Source organism: Nocardia sp. alder85J, assembly GCF_020176955.2.
Classification (GTDB): Bacteria; Actinomycetota; Actinomycetes; order Mycobacteriales; family Mycobacteriaceae; genus Nocardia.
Window position 1 is genome coordinate 637,650 of the sequence record NZ_JAIUCZ020000005.1, and the last position, 20,621, is coordinate 658,270.

A 20,621-nucleotide genomic window follows, 5' to 3' on the forward strand; every position below is an offset into this window, starting at 1 on the left:
CCCGGCGTCACACCTGGACGCGATCCCCGCTCGCCGGACCGGCCGACGTGGCGATCAGGTCGTCCAGGAGGTGGCGGCCGTGGGGCCAAGGGCCGTGGCCCGAGGCTGGATTGAGGTGGCCGACGTCGCCGAGGTCGACGAGTCGGCTGCCCCAGGTTTCGGCCATGCCGGAGACTCGTCGCATCGACGCGAGCGGGTCGGTGGCGCTGGCGGCCACCACGGACGGGAACGGCAGGCGGCGGCGGGGAATCGGGTTCCAGCCGTGGGTGTTCAGGTCGACGAGGGTGGGATAGCCGGGGGGCAAGGGGGTTTCGAAGTCCGGTGGGGTGGCCAGCAGGGCCGCCTGGATCGGGCGGGTCGCATGGCATGCCCAGTGCACGGTGATCATGACGCCGGCGCTGTGGGCGACCAGGACCACGGGGCCGGTGATGTCGGTGAGGACCGCGTCGAGGGCGGCGACGCGGGTTGCGCGATCGAGGGTGCCGGGCTCCAGCGCGGGGACGATGCGCACCTTCTCGAGGGTGGTGGCGAGCAGGGTCTGCCAGTGGTCGTCGACGTGGTCGCGGAGTCCGGGGACGATGACGACGGTGGGGTTCGGGGAGGCGGACATGGTGCGCGGCAATTCCTTTCGCGGCCGGGGCGCGGGGGCGGGCGGGGGCGCCCGCCCGCCGGCGCCGGGGTCAGGCGTGGTGGGTGAATCCGACCTGGCCCGGTTTGCGGTTGGGGGCGAAGCCGTTGCGGGCGAGGGTTTCGTCGGCATCGCGGTAGTGCTCGTCCAGGCGGTAGATTCGGCGGGCCTCCTTGCCGGTGGCGACCTCGCGGCCGAGTTCGTCGGCAATCCGGACCAGTTGCCGGACCTGCTGGGCCGAGGTCATCTTCTCGCCCTTGCGGCCCCACAGGGTGTCCTCGTTGCCGCAGCGGGCGTGCAGGCCCATCGCGATGGCCATGGTGTTGACCGGCAGGCAGCTGCGCATGAGGGTTTCCAGCGTCAGCACGGCGCCGTCGGGGACGCGGCGGATGAACTCGATCATGTTGTAGGGGTTGGGGCCGTCGAAGCCGCCGCCGATGGCGACCCAGGTGAGCATGAGGGGGCCGGTGTAGTGGCCGCGCCGGATCAGCCGCTCCACCGTCTCCAGCTGCGGGATGCTCGACAGCTGGAAATGCGGCTGGATTCCGTTGGCCTGCAAACGCTTCAGATGTTCCTGAACCCAGCCGGGGCCCGCGGGGACGTACATCTCCCGGTAGGCCTCGTACACCTCCGGACGTTCGAACGAGGTGCCCGCGATGTCGTCGTCGGTCATCAATTCGACGATGTTCATCTGGCTGGTGTTGATCGCGATCGTCACCTGATCGGGTTTCGGGTCGAGTTCGGCCAGCATGTGCCGGGTGTCGTCCGACAGCCACTTGGCATCCGCCCCTTCGCCTTCGGGAGCGAAGGAGATGGATCCGCCGACCTGAAGAATCATCTCCGGCACGGCCTCGCGCAGCCGCCGCAGCAGTTCGTTGAACATCGACAGGCGCTTGGAACCCTTGCCGTCGAGCTCGCGCACGTGGATGTGCAGCACGGTGGCGCCGGCCTCGTAGCAGTCCACCGCCGCCTGGACGTGCTCGTCCATCGTCAGCGGCAGGTCCTCGCGGAAGTCGCCCGGTTCCCATTCCGGTCCGTAGGGGGCGACGGTGATGACCAGTTTCTCCTGGTTCTCCGGGAACAGCGCGTCGTCGTGGAAATGCATGATGGTGCTCCGATTTCGGGGTGGATCGTGACTGTGTTCAGAACGGCTTGTCGCCGACGATGCCGGCGCGTTCCATCCGGCGGACCGCCGGCCAGTAGTCCTGGACGGCGTAGTGCTGGGTGCAGCGGTTGTCCCAGATCGCGAAGCTGTCGGGCGTCCACCGCCAGCGGACCTGGTACTCGGGTACGGCGGCCTGCCGGATCAGGTAGTGCAGCAGTTCGGCCGCGCCGGGGGCGTAGTCGAAGCCGAAACGCACCCGCTGCGGGGTGTGATAGTCGACGAAGTGCGTGGTGAACGAGTTGACGAACAGGACCTTCTCGCCGGTCTCCGGGTGGGTGCGCACCACCGGGTGCTCCGCGTCGGGGTAGCGGTCGTGCAGTTGATGCCGTTGCGCCACGGGCATGGCGGCGCCGAAGCTGGCCTCGATCGAGTGGCGGGCGTGCAGGCCCTCGAGCTGTTCCCGTACCGATTCGGGCAGCCGCCGATACGCCTCGGCCATGTTCACCCAGATCGTGTCGCCGCCGACCAGCGGGACCTGCACGGCGCGCAGCACCGAACCCAGGGGCGGGCATTCCCGCCAGGTCGCGTCGCAGTGGAAGGAGTTCTCGTAGTGCTCCGGGGCGCTGTCGAGGTCCTTGTAGATGCGGACCAGTCCCGGATTGTCGGGGTCGCTGCCGAGGACCGGATGATCCTCGAGCGGTCCGAAGCGCCGGGCCAGCGCGACGTGATCGGCCCGGGAAATCGGCTGATCGCGGACGAACAGCACCTGGTATTCCAGCAGCAGCGCGCGCAGTTCGGCGAACAACTCGTCGTCGTGCGCGACCCGGGCCAGGTCCACCTCGCGCAGTTCGGCGCCGATGTGGCAGGTCAGTGGCTGGACGTTCACAGCTGGAACACCGAGGAGCCGACGCTGGTCCCGGCTTCCAGCTCCCGATGCGCCTGCACGGCGTCGGGCAGTTCGTACCGCTGGTTGATCTCGATGTGGATCCGCCCGGCGCCGACGTGCCCGAACAGCTCGCCGGCCAGTTCGGCGCGCTCGGCGGGATCGACGATGTAGTCGGCCAGCGCGGGCCGGGTGACGAACACCGACCCCCGCATCGCCAGCCGCATCGCGTCGATCGGCGGTACCGGACCGGAGGCGGTGCCGAAGCACACCAGCAGGCCACGCCGCGCCAGCGAGTCCAGCGACATGTCGAAGGTGGTCTTGCCGACGCTGTCGTAGGCGACCCGCACCCCGGCGCCGCCAGTGATCTCGCGCACCCGTTCGGGCACGTTCTCCCGGGTGTGGATCAGCACGTGGTCACAGCCGTGCGCGCGGGCGACGGCGGCCTTCTCGGGAGTGGACACGGTGCCGATGACGGTGAGCCCCAGCAGTTTCGCCCATTGCAGGAAGATCAGTCCGACACCGCCCGCGGCCGCGTGCAGCAGCACGGTGTCGCCGGGGTGCAGCGGATGGATCCGGCGCAGCAGATAGGCCGTGGTGAGCCCGCGCATCGTCATCGCGGCCGCAATGTCGAAGGCGATCGAGTCCGGCAGCCGGATCAGGTGCTCGGCAGACAGCACCCGCTCGGTGCTGTAGGCGCCCAGCGGACTGCCGGTGTAGGTCACCCGGTCACCCGGGGCGAACCCGGTGACGCCGGATCCGACCCGCTCGACCACCCCGGCCGCCTCCACACCCATGCCGGCGGGCAGCGGCGCCGGATACAGCCCGGTGCGGAAGTACGTGTCGGCGAAGTTCAACCCCACCGCCCCGTGCCGCACGCGGACCTCGCCCGCGCCCGGCTCACCGACCTCGGCCGGTTCCCAGCGCAGTACCTCCGGACCTCCGGTCCGATAGAAGCGGACAGCGTGTGCCACAGTGCATCTCCCATTCCGACTGCCGAGCGCCGCTCGATGTGATGAAACCAACGGTAGGAGGATCGGGAACTCAGGGCTTATCCTGGAGGGACATATTTATGTTCCTTTGGGGAAGGGTGGTCGATGAAACCGCTGGCGCGCTACGCCGCACTGAGCAACTACGTCGAACTCGGCCACTCGCTGGGCCTGGACCCCGCCCGGCTGGTCCGCGAGGCGGGTCTCGACCCGGCCGGACTGAGCCTGCAGGACCGGTGGGTCCCGGCCGCCGCCATCACCGAACTGCTCGAACGGTCGGCCGCCGAATCCGGTCACGAGGACTTCGGGCTGCGCCTGGCGGAACTGCGCCGATTCTCCAGCCTCGGCCCGTTGAGCCTGATCATCCGGGAGGAACCCGACCTGCGCAGCGGCCTCGGGATGATGGCCCGGCACGAGCACGCCTACAACGAGGCGCTGCGCATCCGGATCGTCGAACGCAACGGCATCGCCACCGTCCGGCTCGCGCTCGACACCGGCCACCCCGGCGGCATCCGGCAATCCATCGAATTCGCCGTCGGCGTCCTGCACGGCATCGTGCGGGCCTTCCTCGGGCCCACGTGGCGGCCGGTGGAGACCGCGTTCACCCACACCGCCCCGCAGGATCGCGCCACCCACCACCGATTGTTCGGTCCCACTGTGAAATTCGGTCGGGACTACAACGGGATCGCCCTGTACACCACCGATCTCGACCGGCCCAACACCGGCTCGGATCCGCAGCTGCGTTCCTATACCCAGCGCCTGCTCACCGAGTTGGGGGCCCATCGCGACGCGACCACCGCCGACCGGGTCCGCGAACTCGTCGAACTGCTGCTGCCCACCGGCCGCTGTTCCATCGAGCAGGTCGCGCGCAGCCTCGGCGTCGACCGGCGCACCGTGCACCGCCGGCTGGCCGCGGAAGGCGAGACCTTCACCTCGATTCTCGACGCGACGCGCGCCGAACTGGCCCGGCACGTCGTCGCCAACCGCCACCACACCCTCACCGAAGTGGCCGACATGCTCGGCTTCTCCACCCCGGGCAACTTCACCCGCTGGTTCCGTAACCACTACGGATGCAGCCCGACCCAATGGCGCCGCACGCAGCCGTCCTGACCCGGACATACGCCGAATCGGTATGGCACACAACGCCATACCGATTCGGGGAGCACCGCGGGTGCGCGATCTACCGCAGGGCCGGTACCGGCGGCGCGGCCGGATCGACGCAGGTGGGTGCGGGCAGCGGGCACGGCGTCAGCACCGTGGAGAAGTACTGGATCGCCGAGAAGAGCATGATCGGGCCGCCGGCCAGCACGGTTCCCGCCATCGACCCGACCGCGCCGAGCGTCGCCACCCCCAGGACGCAGCCGGCGACGGTGGCGCCGACGAACGGCACCAGCAGGGCGATGACGGGGCTGGACATCGCCGCACCGGCGGCGGCCCCGACCAGGCAGCCGACCCCGCCGCCGAGGACGGCGCCCAGCACCGCGCTGACCGCGACCCCGATCGCCGCGCGTTGCGCGAAGACGCCGAGCGCCTGTCCGTCCCGGGGAGTGAAGGATTCGGCCACCTGCGCGGCGGCGCGGTCCACGGTCACGATCTCGTCGGCGGTGACGGGCCGGACCGGACGGGGATCGTCCGTCGACAGAGTCAGGATCGCGGTACCACGATCCCGGAGACGAGCGGTGATCGGGTGGGCGACGTCGTCGACGCGGTAGCCGAGTGGCACGGCCGCCACCGGCTCGTCGGCGCGGTCGGTGAGGACCAGCTGGTCACCGACGATCGTCAGGGCGCCGTCCGTGGTGGCGACGACCGCCGCATCGCCGTCCCGGGTGACGGTGTAGTGCACCGCGGCCGGGTCGTCGCCGTGCGGCGAGGGTGCTGCCGTCGCCGTCGCGGCGGTGACGGTGAGCGCGGCTGCGGCGACGATCGCCGCGCCCAGGTGCTGGTGGAACATGATTTTCCTCATCGTTGTCGTGCGGCAGATATGGTGTGCGGCAGTATTTTTCGTCAGGCCACCGCAGCGGCGCAGACCGGTCCGGCAGCGGCGGTCACACCTCGTCCGCGCGCATGCAGTCGGCTGCCCGCGTAAAGCAGTACGACGGCGGCGAGGTAGGACAGCGGGGCCAGTCGCAGCGCGGCCGCCAGGCCGAGGTGATCGGCGAGGACGCCGACCACGAAGGGGCCCAGCGCCAGGCCGAGCAGGCTGTTGGCCAGGGTGAGGGTGCCCATTGCCGAAGCGCGTACCGACGGGTGGACGAGGTTGGCGACCATGGCGGCGGTGGGGCCGGAGGATCCGCCGGAGAACCAGGCGCCGATGCCGATCAGGATCAGTTGCGGCGCACCGGGTCCCAGCGCGAAACCGGTGCCCAGGCAGAGCAGTGCGAGCAGGCAGAACACGATCGCCGCGTACCACTTGCGGACCGGGTTCACCCGGCCGACGCGGTCGGCGACGATGCCGCAGCACACCATGCCCGCACCGACGAGCAGCATGAACAGCGCCGCGCGCCCGGCCGCCCTACCCGGCGCCAGATGGTAGTAGCGGTTGAAGAAACTCGGGGTCCACGACAGCAGTACCGCCGCGGTGAACAGTTGCAGGCCGCCGCCGAGATAGGCGCACAGCACGGCCGGATTCGTGAACAGGGTCGAGATCGGCGCGCGGGACGACGCGGGCTCCGGGGCGACGGTTCCCGGACGGATGGCGGCATGCGCGGCCAGCTCCTTCTCACCGACCAGCACACGGAACAGCAGGGCCAGCGCCAGCCCGGTCACGGCCATCACCGCGAACGCCCATCGCCAGCCGAAATGCGTGGCGACCAGCCCGCCGAACCAGACGCCGAGCACCGATCCGAACGAGCCGCCGGCCATGAACGCACCGCTGAGCGTGGCGTGCAGGCGGGGCGCGAACACCCCGAGGACGACGGCGATTCCGACACTGCCGTAGGCGGCCTCGCCGACACCCACGACGAACCGGGCGCCGAGCATCTGCGAATAACCGGTCGCGACCGCACAGACCAGGGTGGCGATACTCCACAGCACGGCCATCAGCACCAGGCTGCGCACCCGGCCCCAGCGATCCGCGAGCAGCGACAACGGCAGGGTGAGCAGGCCGACCATCAACGCCACCGCGCTGCTGAGCGAGGCGAGTTTCGAATCCGACAGTCCCCATTCGGTTTTCAGATACGGGAAGACGGCGCTGAGGACCTGGCGGGACATGTAGTCGGCCAGCAGCAGCCCGAAGGCCAGCAGGTAGACCACCCAGGGGAACCATCTCGATCTCGGCGGACGCGGCGGCGCGACGAGATCGGCGGGTCGGCCGGCAGACGCGGTGGTGTGCAACTGCATTGGTGCTCCTACACGATTCGGCGAACGGCGCGGACGCACCGCTCGCCGGAACCGACAGGCGGGCGCGGGAAACGGCACGAGCGCGCGCGAGCCCGCCTGGTCGGCTCGAACATTGTTCAGAGGGAAGGGTTTCCGTCACGAACCGGTGCCCGCCGCAGGCGCGGTGCCGCGGGCCCGCCGGCGGTGACGACGGTGGTTACCGGATACGAGCGGTCCGGAGCCGGCCGAGTTGGGTGCGCCCACCGATCACGGCGTCCTCCTCGGTGCTGGACCGCTCGATGTGATGGAGACAACAGTAAGCAGTGCACACCACGCCTGCTTATCCCTGCGGGACGCACATCTTCTCATTTTGGGACCCGCGGCGGCCGCCGCCCGTGCTCACGACGCGGAGAAGGCGGACATGGCGGCAAGCAGTTCCCGCACCTCCGCCGAGGTGAACACCGCGTTCGGGTAGACCTGCACGGCACCGTCGCCGACGGCGAAGCGGCACCTCCCGACAGGAATTACCCTGCGGCGGTGTGGATTCTGTCGACCGCGTCGGCGATCGAGGCCGCGATGACGGTGCTCGCGGCGGTCTGTACGGCGGTCACGGCGTCGGCACCGGCGGCGACCGCTCGGGCCGGATCGCCGGTGGCGGCCAGTTCCCGCGCGACGGCATCCGGAGTTCTGAACACGCCGGACAGCACGTCGTTGAAGGCCGGGAAGGCGACCGCGGCGCCCACATCGATCGCCGCCACCACGGCGACCTCTACAAGGCCGTGCGGCGCGACGGTGGGTGCGGGATTCGGCACGATCGGCGCGTTGAGCGCGGTGAAGGTGTCCCGGCGCGCGGTCCGGGCCGCCGTCACCACCGCGGGCAACCCGTTCGCGGCGGCCGGGACGACATTCAGCAGGCCGACCACGCCGACCTCGAACGCGTTGAGGGCACGCGGGGCCACTTCGGTGCCGTCGGCGAGGATGGCCGCCTCGGCCGCGGCGTCCGTGGGCCCGGTGACCGAGGCGACGGTGGCCCCGATCGCCCGCAACAGGTCACCCGACTGCGATGCGGTGCGGAACGTGTCCGGCGCCTGCTGCGTCGTGACGGCGGCCGTGACACCGGCCTGGACGACGAGCGGGCAGATGATCGAGCAGTAGACCAGCTGATTGTGCAGGAAACTGGTGACGAGACCGCCGGGCGGCACCGCCGCGTCGGGTGCGATCGTGGTGTCCGGCGGCTGGATGTCCGGTGCCGCGGTCGATGTCGGCCGGGCCTGCGTGACCGGTGCCGCGGCCGCGGTCGCCGGGCCGGCGATGCCGGCGACGGCGATCGCGGTGGCGGCGACGCCGGCGTGCAGGCAGGTCGGGATCTGCATGATGCCCCCTTGTATCGGCGGTGATACGCAGCGAACGGATTGCGAGCGTAACGGGTTCAGTGCCGGCGCGTCGATTCCGGTCCGGGAAACCGGCGACATCATCGGACCGGTCCGTTATCGATGCTGTCCCAGTGCCTTCGCCAGATCCACGGCGGTCGCGGTGAATCCGAAGCACTGCCGGACGTTGTAGACGGTGGCGTCGGCACAGTAGGACGGGGAGGTGGTGGCGACGGCGTCGGTCAGCATCACCACGTCGTAGCCGATGTTCGCCGCGTCCATGAGGGTGCTCAGGACGCATTGGTCGGCGTTGACGCCGGCGAACAGCAGGGTGTCGACGCGCAGGTTGCGGAGGACGGAATCCAGTGGGGTGTCCACGAATCCGCTCATCCGGTACTTGTCGACGCGGAGGTCCTCGGGGGCGATCTCCAGGTCGTCCACGACGGCGGCGCCCCAGCTGCCTGCCTCCAGCACGGCGGTGCTGGATGTCGTTGCGGGGGTGCCGATTCCGGTGCCCGCGCCGACCGGGTCGTAGACGTGTCGCACGCCCGGGGGCAGGTTGGCGCGGTCGGGACGGTTGCCCCAGTTCAGCCAGATGATCGGGATTCCCGCGGCGCGGAGTGCGGGCAGTGCGGTATCGACCGTCGCGACGGCGTCGCGGGTGGCGGAGATGTCGACGCCGATGCTCGCCAGCCAGCCCTCGGGGTGACAGAAGTCGTTCTGGAGGTCCACGATCACCACGGCGGTGCGTTCCAGATCGAGGACCAGGTCCTGCGGCAGGCCGGGCAGTTCGACCGTGCGGGCCGGACGGTCGGGGCGGCGCAGGTCCGCGCGGTCGGGGGTCAGGGTCCAGCGATTGCGGTCGTACGGGGTGCTGCTCATCTCTCATCCGATCGGATCGGTCCGGGCGGCATGCCGGATTCGTCTCTGTGGCAGGGCTTTCGCCGATGGCGGCCGGGGGTCGGCGCCGAGCGGGCGACAGCGGTGGGCTGTTACCGGGCCGCGAACGCGAGCAGGCTGCGGTCCTCGCCGGGGGCGGCGAGCAGGCACAAGCCCAGGGGGAGGCCGTCGTAGTGCAGGTGAGGCAGGGTCAGGGCCGGGAGGCCCGCCAGGGAGGCGTGGCAGGTGAGGCGGAGCGTCGCTTGGCGGGTCGCCTCCACCTCGGCCGGGTCGGCCCGGCGGCGCGGTGCCGGGGAGGCGGCGGCGGGCAGGGCCAGCGCGGTGCCCGGCGGGAGCTGGGCGTGCCACGCTTTGCTGGTGTCCAGCAATATGTTTCGGGCGTCCGCTTCGGCTTCTGGGGTGACGGACCGGCCGGCCTCGAAGCGGGCGGCGATCTCGGGGGCCAGGGCGCTCGGGTGGGCGGTGACGAAATCGCCGTGCAGGCGCCAGGCTTCGGCGGCCTGCACGGTGCGGAACGCGCCGAGGACCCGGGTCAGGGCCGTGGCCGTCGCGACGTCGGGCCGGAGTTCGGTTGCGGCAGAGATGGACTCCCGGTGGGCCGGCGATTCGGACGGCGGCGGGCCGGAGGGCTGCGAGGCGGGAAGCGGGAGTTCGGCCGTGCGGAGTTCGGCGCCCAGGGCCCGGACGGCGGCGGTGAAGGGGGCGCGAGCCGCCGGGGGCAGTAGGTCGATCAGGTGGGGTACCAGCAGGACCGTGGTGATCGGGTGGATCGGTTGCGGCGGCAGCAGGGCGGTGGCGGCGCGGGTGAGCAGATCCAGGTCCCGGGTCAGGAGGCCGACGGTGTCGAAACTCGGTGCCAGGCCCAGCAATCCGGTCCGGGAGACGGCGTCGTGGGTGGTGCGCAGGCCGTACAGGCCGCAGTAGGAGGCGGGGACTCGGATCGAGCCGGCGGTGTCGGTGCCCAGGCCGATGTCGGCGACACCGGCCGCCACGGCGGCGGCGGGGCCGCTCGTCGATCCGCCGCAGATGTGTTCCGGCGCAATAGGATTCGGGATGGTTCCGTAGTGGACGTTGGCGCCCTCCAGGGAGAAGGCGAGTTCGTCGGTCAGGGCGATGCCGGTGACGTCGGCGCCGGCGGCGAGCAGGCTCGCCACCGCGTCGGCGTGCGCCGGTTCGACGGGGGCTGCGGCCAGCCAGGTCGGATTGCCCGCGCCGACGCGCTGACCGGCCACCGCGAACAGATCCTTCACCGCTACCCGGGCGTGGTCGAGGGTGCCGTAGTCGCCGGGGACCAGCGGGCCGTCCGGGGGCAGGACTCGCCACATCGAGGTGTCGGTGGCGAACTCGTCCACCGGAGTGGAAAAGGAACTGGCGGTGTGGTTCACCGTATCGAGGTTAGCCAGCAATGTTGATGCCATGAACATCTCGCGTAACAGCGATGTGAACGTTGGCTGTTCTGTTCGGTGTGCATGCCGCGGCCGGATCGGGCGGCTCGAGCTGGGGTGTCGGCGCGAACGCGCGACGGGGGCGCGCGGACGGCGGAGGTGGGGGCCGGGAGGGGCGGATCGGCTTTACGTCGGCGCAATACAGTCCGAATAGGGTGGCCGATGTAACTCTCATCAACATTCTGGAGGTCCGGTGACATCAGCGCACCGCGAATTCTACGCCGAGGCCGGGGACTGGTTCGCCGTGCGCGATCTCGGGGACGGGGTGCACATGATCAACGAGCCCGGTCATGTCGCGAGTTATCTCGTGGTCGGTGACCAGCGCTCGTTGCTGTTCGATTCCGGGATGGGGATCGCCGCGATCTCGGATGTCGTCGCCGGGCTGACCGGGCTGCCGCTGCTGGTGGTGTCGTCGCATTCCCACAGCGACCACCGGGGTGGTAATGCCGATCTGGCGGCGCATGCCGAGGTGGTGGACTTCGCGGCGCATCCGGCGGCGCTGGATGCCGGGTCGGGGTGTGCGCACACCGCTGTCGATCCGGGGTTTCTGCGGTCCTATGCCGCGGCGATGGCCGGGGTGGTGGACGAGTATCGGCGGTTCGCGGCGGCCGATCGGCGGTATTTCTTCACGCAGGCGCGGCTCGACTCGATGCGGGACCTGCCGGAGCTGAGCGGCTGGACCGTTCCGGCCACGCCGGTGACGCGGGCGCTGGGCGACGGCGAGGTCATCGATCTCGGGGGCCGGGTGCTGGAGGTGCTGCACACCCCGGGACATGCACCGGACACGCTGTGCCTGTTCGAGCGGGCCACCGGCATCCTGCTCTCCGGCGACACCGTGCTGACCGCCGCGCACTGGCTGCACGGGGCCGGGGCCGATCCGGCCGCGTTCGCCGCCTCCACCGCACGGCTGGCCGGGCTACCGACCACTCGAATCCTGGCCGCGCACAACCTGATCACCGAACTGCCGGGGCGGGCGGCCGGTGAGGTCGCCGCCGCGGCGGCCGCGCTGCTCACCGGGACCACCGCCGCCGCGCCCGGCACCGATCTGCTCGGTAATCCGGTCACCCGCCACGACTGCGGGCCGGTCACCCTGCTCACCCCCGCCCTCGGAAAGGAACGATCATGACCGGCGCCCCGCCCGTCGTCCGCCGCCTCGGCGACCTGCACGCCTCGCTCATCTCCCCCGCCGACACCGTCCGGTTGTGCACCCTCGCCGGTCCCGAACATGGTTCCGCGGCAAGCGTTTTCCTGGAGATCTGGGAGCCGGGCGGAGCGCAGCCGGTGAATTCGCATCCGGATTCCGCGGAGATCTTCCTGGTGCTCGCGGGGACCGCGCGGGCGCACAGCGACGAGCACGTCGCCGAGCTCGGCGCGGGCGACATCCTGGTGTTGCAACCGGGTTCCGAGCACCGGATCGTGAACACCTCGGCGACCGAGCGGCTGTACACCATCACGGTCATGGCCGACGACGGCGGGTTCGCCGCATTGGTGGCCGGAGGTACCCCGGTTCCCTTGTATCCCAGCGATATTCGGATGGTCACCGGTGGGGCGGCGGCGACCGGCACGGCAGCGCGACCCGATCCGGCGGGCGACACGGCATAAATCACGTGCGCCGGGGTGTCCGATTTCCTACGGTGGACGGAGACGATCACCGAGTGAAGGAGCACGGACATGTTTCCCGTCGAGCTGCGCGGTACCCGGGCGCAGACGCTGATGTGGGCCCAGGAGCACGAGGTCGAGCCGGCCGCGCTGCGACAGTTGCGCAACATCGCGCAACTGGAATGGGTGCACGGCGTCCGCGTGATGCCGGACGTGCATCTCGGGAAAGGGGCCACCGTCGGCTCCGTCATCGCGATGCGCGATGCGGTCGCCCCGGCCGCGGTCGGGGTCGACATCGGCTGCGGGATGGAGGCGGTGCGTACCTCGCTCACCGCCGCCGACCTGCCCGCCGATCTGCACGGGCTGCGGTCCCGGATCGAGGCGGCGGTGCCGGTGGGCTTCGCGGCGCACGACGATCCGGTCGACGTGACCCGGGTGCAGGCGCGCATCGCCGGGCAGCGGGCCGCGGGCACCACGCTGCGGGCCGGATGGCAGCGGTTCTGGCGGGGGTTCGCGGAGCTGGATCCGGCGGTGCACGCGCGGGAGTCCAAGGCGCACAAGCAGCTCGGGACGCTCGGCGGCGGTAACCACTTCATCGAGGTGTGCCTGGACAGCACCGGCCGGGTGTGGGTGCTGCTGCATTCGGGCAGCCGCAACATCGGCAAGGAGCTGGCCGAGCGGCACATGTCGGTGGCCCGCGCGCTGCCGCACAACCAGGGCCTGCCGGATCGGGATCTGGCCGTATTCCTTTCCGGCACAGCGGAGATGGCGGCCTACCGGCACGATCTGGACTGGGCGCAGGAATACGCCGCTCGCAACCGGGCGGTGATGCTGGCGCTGGTGTGCACCGCCGTCCGCGACGAATTCGCCGTACTCCCGGTGACATTCGACGAGCCGATCTCCTGCCACCACAACTACGTGGCCGAGGAGATCATCGACGGCGTGCCGATGCTGGTGACCCGCAAGGGCGCGGTCCGGGCCGGTGCCGGTGATCTGGCGCTGATCCCCGGTTCCATGGGCAGCCGGTCGTATGTGGTGCGCGGCAAGGGGAATCCGGCCTCGTTCGCCTCCGCCTCGCACGGGGCGGGCCGCCGGATGAGCCGCAGCGCCGCCAAGAAGCAGTTCACGGTGGCCGATCTGATCGCGCAGACCGAGGGGGTGGAATCCCGCAAGGACGCCGGGGTGATCGACGAGATCCCCGCCGCCTACAAGGATATCGACGAGGTCATCGCGGCCCAGCGGGATCTGGTGGACGTGGTCGCCACCCTGCGTCAGGTGCTCTGTGTGAAGGGCTGACGGTGCGGGCGCCGCCCCGCCGCGGCGGGGGACGGCGCAGCGGCGGGGGCGGCGCCCGCACCGGCTCACCCGGATTCCTAGGATCCGGAGGCGATCTCACCGGCCAGCGGCGCGACGGCGCCGATGATCTGCTCGACCGTCGCCGCGGGCACCCCGGCCGCGGTCAGGGTCGCCGACAGATGCCCGGCGACCAGTCCGAAGTGGTGCATGGTGATGCCGCGGCCCTGGTGCACCTGCTTCATCGGCGCACCGGTGTAGGGTTCGGGCCCGCCCAGGGCGGCGCCGAAGAATTCGACCTGTTTGCCCTTCAGCCGGGACATGTTGGTGCCGGTGAAGAATCCGGCCAGTTCCGGATCGGCGAGGACACGGACGTAGAAGGCATCGACGACCGCCTCCAGCGCTTCGTAGCCGCCGATCTGCTCGTAGATGGTGGTGGGTTCGGTGACGCTCATGGCGATCATCACATCATCGGGGCGTTGCCGGTCGGTTAGTCGACTGTGGCGGGGATGTTGGCCCGTGTTGCCCGGATTTCACACCCGTGCCCCGGCCGCTGTGAGGGTGCCGGCCGGCCTGGTCACGGCGGGGAAGGACGGAACCCGGCCGCTCGCCCCTCATCAGGTGGGCGGCCGGGTCGCCCCGGTCGCCGGGCGATCGGGGTGGCGCCAGAGTACTGCGTACCGGTGACAATTGTGGCCCGTTCCGCACCGCCCGATGCGCGAAACTTGTTGGTACAGACGATTTACAAGCGCATTCGCGCATGGTGTCGGCCGAATGTTCATCCGGTGCGCAGCGAACGTTCTGCGAGGCTTCAGCTTTCGTCGCACCCTCAATCGGGCAGTTGGACCACGCCGTCGAGATAGCGATGGCAGTGGCCGGTCAGCAACACCCGGTCGCCCGCGAGGGTGCAGTGCAGCAGCCCGCCCCGGCGCGACAGCTGCCGCGCGGACAGTTCGGTGCGGCCGAAATCGCGGCTCCACAACGGGGTCAGCTGGGCGTGTGCGGAGCCGGTGACCGGATCCTCGGGCACCCCGACCCCGGGGGCGAAGAAGCGGGAGACGAAGTCGGCGCTGTCGCCCGGGGCGGTGAGGATCACGCCCCGGGGCAGCACCGGGAAGGCGCCGAAATCCGGCCGGGCGCTGCGCACTGCGGCCTCGGTGGCGACCACGACGATCTCGTCCTGCCCGGACAGCGCCCGCAGCGGCCGCACGCCGAGCGCGGCGATCAGCGCGGGATCGGGCTCGACATCGACCGACGGCATCGCCGGCAGGCTCATCCGCAGCGCGTCGCCGAGGCGCTCGACCGACAGCCAGCCGCTACGGGTGAAGAACTGCACCTGCTCCGCCTCGGGATGCATGTCCTCCAGCAGGTAGGCCGCGGCCGCGAAGGTGGCGTGGCCGCACATGTCGACCTCCAGCACGGGGGTGAACCAGCGCAGGTGGAACGCCGGCCCGTCGCCCGGGGGCCGGCCCGCGCCCAGCGGCAGAGCCGAAGTGTAGAAGGCGGTTTCGGCGAGGTTGTTCTCCTCGGCGAGCCGTTGCAGCAGATCGTCGTCGAGCCAGGACAACAGCGGCATGACCGCCGCCGGATTCCCGGTGAACGGCGCGTCGGCGAACGCATCGATCTGATGCAGCAGGACCTCCATATCGCCGAAGGTACCCCTGTCGGTCAATCAACACGCGGCACAACGCGGTTCACGGCGCGCCATATCGGGCGACCAGTTGGCTTCCCGAAAAGCCGCCGCGGTCAGCCGTTTTCGATCAGGGGGGCCGAGGGCAGCAGGCCGCGGCGCTCACCGACGAACCACCAGGCCGCGGTCACCAGCACGATGCCGACCAGTCCGCAGCCCGCCGCCACCGCCGTCAGCATCGCGTCCGAGGGGTCCAGCCGGAAGAAGTGCCGGGTGAACGGCACCGCGAACAACACCAGGTAGAACGCCACCGAACCGCCGATCAGCAGCAGTTTCCACCAGTTCCAGGGCCGGGCCACGATGGCCAGCACCCACACCGCCACGATCAGCAGCGTGATCAGCGCGGTGGTGCCCGCGCGCTCCTGCTGCGCCGCGGATTCGGCCGCGCCGCGGTAGGCGAACAGGTAGGCCACGAAGGTGACCACGCCGATCACCACCCCGGACGGCACCGCCAGCCGCAGCACCCGGCGCACGAAACCGGTTCGGGCCCTTTCGTTGTTCGGCGCCAGCGACAGGATGAAGGCGGGAATGCCGATGGTGAACCAGGCCACCATGGTCACGTGCCGGGGCAGGAACGGGTACGGCAGCGGATCGTAGTGGAACAGTTGCGATCCGATCCCGACCACGCCGACCAGGGCGGCCAGCAACACCGAGTAGACGGTCTTGGTGAGGAACAGGTTCGACACCCGCTCGATGTTGCCGATCACCCGGCGGCCCTCCCCCACCACATACGGCAGGGTGGCGAAGCTGTTGTCCAGCAACACGATCTGCGCCACCGCCCGGGTCGCCGGGCTGCCCGCCCCCATCGCCACGCCGATGTCGGCGTCCTTGAGCGCGAGCACGTCGTTGACGCCGTCGCCGGTCATCGCGACGGTGTGCCCGCGCGAGCGCAGCGCGCCGACCATGGCCCGCTTCTGATCCGGGCGCACCCGGCCGAAGGTGGTCTCGCGCTCCAGCACGTCGGCGAGGGCGGCGGCGTCCCCGGGCAGCGAGCGAGCGTCGACCGGGTGATCGCCGCCGGACAGGCCCAGCGCGGTGGCCACCGCGCCGACCGAGACGGCGTTGTCGCCGGAGATCACCTTGATCGCGACCTGCTGATCGGCGAAGTACTCCAGGGTGGGCCGGGCGTCGGCGCGGAGCTTCTGCTCCAGCACCACCAGCGCCGCCGGGGTGACCGCGCCGGGAGCGCCGGCGGCGTCGACCGCGCGGTCGCCGCGGGCCAGCAACAGCACGCGCAGCCCCTGCCCGCCGAGATCCTGTGCGGTGTGCGCGATCTCGCTGCCGGATTCCAGCAGCACGTCCGGCGCGCCGAGCAGCCAGTTGCCGTGCTCGCCGTAGGAGAATCCGCTCCACTTCTTCGCCGAGGAGAACGGCGCGACGGCCGACGGCGGCCAGCCGGGACCGTGCGGCAGCGCCGCCGCGATCGCCGCGATGCTGGCGTTGGGCCGCGGATCGCCGGCGGCCATGGCGGCCAGCACCTCTCGCAGCCGATCCGCCGGAACATCGCCCACGGCACGGACTTCCGACAGCGTCATGCCGTTCTCGGTGAGCGTGCCGGTCTTGTCGGCGCACACCACGTCGACCCGGGCCAGTCCCTCGATGGCGGGCAGCTCCTGCACCAGGCACTGCCGGCGGCCCAGCCGCACCACGCCCACCGCGAAGGCCACCGAGGTCATCAGCACCAGCCCCTCGGGCACCATCGGGACCAGGGCCGCGACCATGCCGTCGAGCGCCTCGCGCCAGCCCTGATGGCTGGAGAACAACTGGTTGTAGATGGTGAGCAGGCCCGCCGGGATCAGCAGGTAGGTGATCACCTTCAGAATGGTGTCGATGCCGCGGCGCAGTTCGGAGTCCACCAGGGTGAACTTGCTGGCCTCGGCGGCCAGCTTCGCGGCGTAGGCGTCGCGGCCCACCTTCGCGGCCCGGTAGGCACCCGATCCGGAGGAGACGAAGCTGCCCGACATCACCTGCGCGCCAACGGCTTTGTCGATGGCGTCGGCCTCGCCGGTGAGCAGCGACTCGTCCACCTCCAGCTGCCGCGACTCGAGCACCTCGCCGTCGACCACGATCTGATCGCCGGGACCGAGTTCGACGATATCGCCGAGCACCACCTCGGCCGGCGGGATCGGGTGCGCGCTGCCGTCGCGGCGCACCACCGGCCGCGCCTGCCCGACGATCGCCAGCGCGTCCAGCGTCCGCTTGGCCCGCAACTCCTGCACGATGCCGACCACACTGTTGGCGATGATCAGCAGGCCGAACATGGCATCGATATAGGATCCGGTGATCAGCACGAGTACCAGCAGCACACCGAGAATCGCGTTGATCCGGGTGCAGACGTTGGCCTTGACGATGTCGGACACCGACCGGGCGGCCCGTTCCGGGACATCGTTGACCTGTCCGTCCCGCACCCGTTGCGCCACCTCCGCGGCGGTCAGCCCGGACGCTCTCGCTACCTGTTCGGTGCTCGACATGATCAACAGCCTACGACGTGCCGATCGTCGCAAACCGGACTGCGGTCGTGACGCGCAGCGGCGCTAGCATGATCGTTGGTCCCATGATCGGACGAGGGCGAGGAGGATCCGATGGCAACGCCGCGCAGGGTCGCCGGCCCCGATGCGAAGAATCGCGGCATCCTGGTCGACGCCGCCGAGCAGTTGCTGCTGGAGCAGGGATATTCCGCGGTGACGGCCCGCCGGGTGGCCGAGCGGGCCGGGCTGAAATTCCAGCTGGTGCACTACTACTTCCGGTCCATGGACGATCTGTTCCTGGCGATCCTGGAACGCCGGGTCGAGCGCGCGGTGGACCTCCAGGCGGCGCTGCTGGCCGCGGACCGGCCGTTGCACGCGCTGTGGCGGTTCGGCACCGATCCGGCGGATGTGCGGATCACCCTGGAATTCGTCGGGCTGTCGGTGCACCGCCCGGTGATCCGGGCCGCGCTCGCGGTGGCGGCGGAACGCTTCCGCGCCATCCAGACCGAGACGCTGACCGGCATCATCGCCGCCGCGGGCGTGGACGCCGAGCGTTTCCCGCCGGGAGCGCTGGCGGTGATGCTGACCGGCCTGGCCCGCACGCTGGTGCTGGAACAGGCGATCGGCATGGACGGCGGGCACGCCGAGGCGCTCGCCATGATCGAACGGGAACTGGCGATCCTGGAGCCGGAGCCGACGCAATCCGACGGGACCGAGATCTAGGGACCGGCCGCGGTGGCGCGCGGAACGCCGCGCCACCGCGATCCCGAATTCGGTGGCTGCCCTACTTCAGGGTGCTGCCGCCGTCGACGGTCATGGTCAGACCGGTGATGTAGCGGGCCTCGTCGGAGGCCAGGAACAGCACCGCGTTGCTGATGTCGACCGGCTCGACCCAGCCGATCGGCAGCACGTGCATGAACTGCGCGACCGGCTTGAAGTCCTCGGCGGTCGGGTGCTCCAGGTCGGGACGGAACATCTTCATGGTGCCCTCGTTCATGAACATCGGGGTGTTCACGTTGGTCGGGTGCACCGAGTTGACCCGGACGTTGTGCTGGCCCAGCTCGACCGCGAAGGCCCGCATCAGGCCGACCACGCCGTGCTTGGCGGCGACGTAGTGACCGGTGTTCGGGTAGGCCTTCAGGCCGCCGACCGAGCTGGTCAGGATGATCGAACCGCCGTTGCCACCCGCGAGGATGTGCGGCACACCGGCCTTCACCGTCTTCCAGATGCCGGCCAGGTTGATGTCGATCATCGTGTCCCAGTCTTCTTCACTGGTCTTGTCCAGCGTGGCGCCACCGTTGCCGATGCCCGCGTTGGCCGCGATGATGTCCAACCGGCCCAGCTGCTCGACACCGCTGTCCACGGCCGCCGACAGGGCGGCGTAGTCGCGCACGTCGAGCTCGGCGGTGACGATGCGCCGGCCCAGGCCCTTCACCAGATCGGCGGTCTCGGCCAGATCCTCGGGGGTCGATCCCGGGATGGCGTCACTGCCGCTGACGTTCTTGCACACGTCGACCGCGATGATGTCGGCGCCCTCCTGCGCCAGGCGCACCGCGTGACTGCGACCCTGACCCCGCGCCGCACCGCTGATGAGGGCAACCTTGCCCTCGACTCTTCCCGCCATCTGACTACTCACTTTCTGCTTCGGGGAGATGCGTCACCGGCCGGCGTCGCATCGAAGTGCCCACAGGCCATCGCTCAACGCGCGGACAGGCGCCGCCGGTCGCGGCGCCAGAGCACCAGCACCACCAGCAGTGCCACCACCGCGGCAACCAGACCGACCCGCTCTCCGCCGATTCCGGCGGCGGAGAGCAGGTCGATCGGCTCGGCAGCCGGCCGCGCCGCGGGCTGCACGTTGGCCCCCGTCCCGGACCCGGACCGCAGTACGGCGGCGGGCGCCACCGTTCCGGCCGGGTCGGACGGGGAAGTCTGATGCGGGATCGGCTCGGCGGCCGTCTCCGCGAAGTGTTCGGCAACCGGTGCGGCCGTGGCCGATTCGACGATCAGATCGGCCAGGTTGTCGGCGAACTGACCGATCAGCGCACCCGCCACCTCGGCCAGGGCGCCGCGGCCGAACTGCGCCGGTTTACCGGTGATGTTCAGGTCGGTGTCGACGAAAACCTCGGTCTTGTCGCCGGATTCGACCAGGCGGCAGGTGATGGTCGCCTTCGCGGTGCCGTTGCCGCGGGCCTCCCGGCCGCCGCCCTCCAGCACCGCGATGCGCGCGGTCTCGTCGGCGGACACGATCCGGATGGTGCCGTTGTAGGTCAACGCGATCGGGCCCAGCTTCACCTTGATCCGGCCCTGGAAGGCGTCGCCCTCGCTGCCGGTGAGCGTGGCGCCGGGGACGCACGGCGCGATGCGCTCCAGGTCCAGCAGCACCTTCCAGGCGTCCGCCGCCGGGACGGGAATGCCGAATGTGTTCTCGAGTTTCACGCGGATCCCTCCAGAGACGTCTGCTTGATCGAATCCGCAGCCGCGGCAACGGCTTTCACGATTCCTTGATATCCGGTGCAGCGGCACAGATTGCCGGATATCGCCTCCCGGATCTCCGGCTCGGTCGGATCCGGATTGTCCCGCAGGAATGCGGTGGCCGACACGATGAAACCCGGTGTGCAGAAACCGCACTGCAATCCGTGGTGCTCGCGGAACGCCGCCTGCACCGGGGACAGCTCGCCGTCCGGCGACGCGATCCCCTCCACCGTGGTGATCTCCGATTCGTCGGCCTGCACCGCGAAGATCAGGCAGGCCCGCACCGCGACCCCGTCCAGCAGCACCGTACACGCCCCGCACACCCCGTGCTCGCAGCCGAGGTGGGTGCCGGTCAGCCCGCAGCGGGTGCGCAGGTAGTCGGCCAGGATCAGCCGCGGTGGCACCCGGTCCCGGTGCAGTTCGCCGTTGATGCGTACCGCGATGTCGATATCAGTCATTGC

20 protein-coding genes are annotated in these 20,621 nt (G+C 70.4%); 5 read left to right on the forward strand and 15 right to left on the reverse strand.

Going from position 1 to position 20,621, the window contains the following annotated elements; genetic code table 11:
• Positions 1–7: 7 nt before the first annotated feature.
• From LBW94_RS22755 to LBW94_RS22770, 4 genes are all read right to left on the reverse strand, one after another.
• Positions 8–610 carry an RBBP9/YdeN family alpha/beta hydrolase gene (locus LBW94_RS22755; protein ID WP_225053129.1) on the reverse strand — a complete coding sequence of 201 codons (603 nt, stop codon included), beginning with the start codon at positions 608–610 and terminating at the stop codon, positions 8–10.
• A 70-nt stretch (positions 611–680) separates the two neighbouring features.
• Complete coding sequence (locus tag LBW94_RS22760; protein WP_225053130.1) at positions 681–1,733, reverse strand: 3-keto-5-aminohexanoate cleavage protein; 1,053 nt, start codon at positions 1,731–1,733, stop codon at positions 681–683.
• 37 nt (positions 1,734–1,770) lie between these two features.
• The gene (locus tag LBW94_RS22765) at positions 1,771–2,619 is read right to left on the reverse strand and encodes a TauD/TfdA dioxygenase family protein (protein ID WP_225053131.1); all 849 of its coding nucleotides are present in this window, start codon (positions 2,617–2,619) and stop codon (positions 1,771–1,773) included.
• Positions 2,616–3,590: a quinone oxidoreductase family protein gene (locus tag LBW94_RS22770; protein ID WP_225053133.1), complete on the reverse strand. Its 975-nt coding sequence runs from the start codon at positions 3,588–3,590 to the stop codon at positions 2,616–2,618. Before LBW94_RS22770 ends, LBW94_RS22765 begins: the two co-directional genes overlap by 4 nt.
• Positions 3,591–3,713: 123 nt before the next feature.
• Between LBW94_RS22770 and LBW94_RS22775 the strand changes: the two genes are divergently transcribed.
• A complete protein-coding gene (locus LBW94_RS22775) occupies positions 3,714–4,715 on the forward strand; it encodes an AraC family transcriptional regulator (protein ID WP_225053135.1) in 1,002 nt (333 codons plus the stop codon).
• Between the two features lie 70 nt (positions 4,716–4,785).
• Here the strand turns inward: LBW94_RS22775 and LBW94_RS22780 are convergent, their stop codons facing one another.
• The 5 genes from LBW94_RS22780 to LBW94_RS22800 all read right to left on the reverse strand — a co-directional run bounded on the left by LBW94_RS22780 (position 4,786) and on the right by LBW94_RS22800 (position 10,578).
• Positions 4,786–5,556 (reverse strand): hypothetical protein, encoded by a 771-nt coding sequence (locus LBW94_RS22780; RefSeq protein ID WP_225053137.1) that lies wholly within the window; start codon positions 5,554–5,556, stop codon positions 4,786–4,788.
• 53 nt (positions 5,557–5,609) lie between these two features.
• Positions 5,610–6,944 carry an MFS transporter gene (locus tag LBW94_RS22785; RefSeq protein ID WP_225053139.1) on the reverse strand — a complete coding sequence of 445 codons (1,335 nt, stop codon included), beginning with the start codon at positions 6,942–6,944 and terminating at the stop codon, positions 5,610–5,612.
• A 503-nt stretch (positions 6,945–7,447) separates the two neighbouring features.
• Complete coding sequence (locus LBW94_RS22790) at positions 7,448–8,296, reverse strand: hypothetical protein (RefSeq protein ID WP_225053141.1); 849 nt, start codon at positions 8,294–8,296, stop codon at positions 7,448–7,450.
• Between the two features lie 114 nt (positions 8,297–8,410).
• Positions 8,411–9,175: a cysteine hydrolase family protein gene (locus LBW94_RS22795; RefSeq protein ID WP_225053142.1), complete on the reverse strand. Its 765-nt coding sequence runs from the start codon at positions 9,173–9,175 to the stop codon at positions 8,411–8,413.
• 110 nt (positions 9,176–9,285) lie between these two features.
• On the reverse strand, positions 9,286–10,578 hold the full coding sequence (locus LBW94_RS22800) for an amidase family protein (RefSeq protein ID WP_225053144.1): 1,293 nt from the start codon (positions 10,576–10,578) through the stop codon (positions 9,286–9,288).
• Between the two features lie 253 nt (positions 10,579–10,831).
• Here LBW94_RS22800 and LBW94_RS22805 point away from each other — a divergent pair, with 253 nt between their 5' ends.
• From LBW94_RS22805 to LBW94_RS22815, 3 genes are all read left to right on the forward strand, one after another.
• A complete protein-coding gene (locus tag LBW94_RS22805; RefSeq protein ID WP_225053146.1) occupies positions 10,832–11,764 on the forward strand; it encodes an MBL fold metallo-hydrolase in 933 nt (310 codons plus the stop codon).
• Positions 11,761–12,240: a cupin domain-containing protein gene (locus LBW94_RS22810; RefSeq protein WP_225053148.1), complete on the forward strand. Its 480-nt coding sequence runs from the start codon at positions 11,761–11,763 to the stop codon at positions 12,238–12,240. The genes LBW94_RS22805 and LBW94_RS22810 overlap by 4 nt, the downstream gene beginning before the upstream one ends.
• 69 nt (positions 12,241–12,309) lie before the next feature.
• The gene (locus LBW94_RS22815) at positions 12,310–13,533 is read left to right on the forward strand and encodes an RtcB family protein (protein ID WP_225053150.1); all 1,224 of its coding nucleotides are present in this window, start codon (positions 12,310–12,312) and stop codon (positions 13,531–13,533) included.
• Positions 13,534–13,610: 77 nt separating this feature from the next.
• Here LBW94_RS22815 and LBW94_RS22820 read toward each other — a convergent pair whose 3' ends face one another.
• From LBW94_RS22820 to LBW94_RS22830, 3 genes are all read right to left on the reverse strand, one after another.
• On the reverse strand, positions 13,611–13,994 hold the full coding sequence (locus LBW94_RS22820) for a group I truncated hemoglobin (RefSeq protein WP_225053151.1): 384 nt from the start codon (positions 13,992–13,994) through the stop codon (positions 13,611–13,613).
• Positions 13,995–14,359: 365 nt separating this feature from the next.
• A complete protein-coding gene (locus LBW94_RS22825; RefSeq protein WP_225053153.1) occupies positions 14,360–15,175 on the reverse strand; it encodes a PhzF family phenazine biosynthesis protein in 816 nt (271 codons plus the stop codon).
• A 101-nt stretch (positions 15,176–15,276) separates the two neighbouring features.
• On the reverse strand, positions 15,277–17,691 hold the full coding sequence (locus LBW94_RS22830; protein WP_225053154.1) for a cation-translocating P-type ATPase: 2,415 nt from the start codon (positions 17,689–17,691) through the stop codon (positions 15,277–15,279).
• 111 nt (positions 17,692–17,802) lie between these two features.
• On the opposite strand from LBW94_RS22830, the gene LBW94_RS22835 reads away from it, so the two are divergent.
• Complete coding sequence (locus LBW94_RS22835; RefSeq protein WP_225053156.1) at positions 17,803–18,411, forward strand: TetR/AcrR family transcriptional regulator; 609 nt, start codon at positions 17,803–17,805, stop codon at positions 18,409–18,411.
• A gap of 61 nt (positions 18,412–18,472) precedes the next feature.
• Here LBW94_RS22835 and LBW94_RS22840 read toward each other — a convergent pair whose 3' ends face one another.
• From LBW94_RS22840 to LBW94_RS22850, 3 genes are all read right to left on the reverse strand, one after another.
• The gene (locus LBW94_RS22840) at positions 18,473–19,312 is read right to left on the reverse strand and encodes a mycofactocin-coupled SDR family oxidoreductase (RefSeq protein ID WP_225053158.1); all 840 of its coding nucleotides are present in this window, start codon (positions 19,310–19,312) and stop codon (positions 18,473–18,475) included.
• Positions 19,313–19,386: 74 nt separating this feature from the next.
• On the reverse strand, positions 19,387–20,124 hold the full coding sequence (locus tag LBW94_RS22845) for an SRPBCC family protein (RefSeq protein WP_225053160.1): 738 nt from the start codon (positions 20,122–20,124) through the stop codon (positions 19,387–19,389).
• Complete coding sequence (locus tag LBW94_RS22850; RefSeq protein ID WP_225053162.1) at positions 20,121–20,618, reverse strand: (2Fe-2S)-binding protein; 498 nt, start codon at positions 20,616–20,618, stop codon at positions 20,121–20,123. Before LBW94_RS22850 ends, LBW94_RS22845 begins: the two co-directional genes overlap by 4 nt.
• Positions 20,619–20,621: the final 3 nt, after the last annotated feature.

Excerpts from the sequence above, each read along its gene's own strand:
- LBW94_RS22780 (WP_225053137.1), bottom strand. The coding sequence starts at position 5,556 with ATGTTCCACCAGCACCTGGGCGCGGCGATCGTCGCCGCAGCCGCGCTC.
- LBW94_RS22815 (WP_225053150.1), top strand. The coding sequence starts at position 12,310 with ATGTTTCCCGTCGAGCTGCGCGGTACCCGGGCGCAGACGCTGATGTGG.
- LBW94_RS22850 (WP_225053162.1), bottom strand. The coding sequence starts at position 20,618 with ATGACTGATATCGACATCGCGGTACGCATCAACGGCGAACTGCACCGG.
- LBW94_RS22835 (WP_225053156.1), top strand. The coding sequence starts at position 17,803 with ATGGCAACGCCGCGCAGGGTCGCCGGCCCCGATGCGAAGAATCGCGGC.
- LBW94_RS22790 (WP_225053141.1), bottom strand. The coding sequence starts at position 8,296 with ATGCAGATCCCGACCTGCCTGCACGCCGGCGTCGCCGCCACCGCGATC.
- LBW94_RS22840 (WP_225053158.1), bottom strand. The coding sequence starts at position 19,312 with ATGGCGGGAAGAGTCGAGGGCAAGGTTGCCCTCATCAGCGGTGCGGCG.
- LBW94_RS22755 (WP_225053129.1), bottom strand. The coding sequence starts at position 610 with ATGTCCGCCTCCCCGAACCCCACCGTCGTCATCGTCCCCGGACTCCGC.
- LBW94_RS22820 (WP_225053151.1), bottom strand. The coding sequence starts at position 13,994 with ATGATCGCCATGAGCGTCACCGAACCCACCACCATCTACGAGCAGATC.
- LBW94_RS22810 (WP_225053148.1), top strand. The coding sequence starts at position 11,761 with ATGACCGGCGCCCCGCCCGTCGTCCGCCGCCTCGGCGACCTGCACGCC.
- LBW94_RS22795 (WP_225053142.1), bottom strand. The coding sequence starts at position 9,175 with ATGAGCAGCACCCCGTACGACCGCAATCGCTGGACCCTGACCCCCGAC.
- LBW94_RS22775 (WP_225053135.1), top strand. The coding sequence starts at position 3,714 with ATGAAACCGCTGGCGCGCTACGCCGCACTGAGCAACTACGTCGAACTC.
- LBW94_RS22785 (WP_225053139.1), bottom strand. The coding sequence starts at position 6,944 with ATGCAGTTGCACACCACCGCGTCTGCCGGCCGACCCGCCGATCTCGTC.
- LBW94_RS22760 (WP_225053130.1), bottom strand. The coding sequence starts at position 1,733 with ATGCATTTCCACGACGACGCGCTGTTCCCGGAGAACCAGGAGAAACTG.
- LBW94_RS22830 (WP_225053154.1), bottom strand. The coding sequence starts at position 17,691 with ATGTCGAGCACCGAACAGGTAGCGAGAGCGTCCGGGCTGACCGCCGCG.
- LBW94_RS22825 (WP_225053153.1), bottom strand. The coding sequence starts at position 15,175 with ATGGAGGTCCTGCTGCATCAGATCGATGCGTTCGCCGACGCGCCGTTC.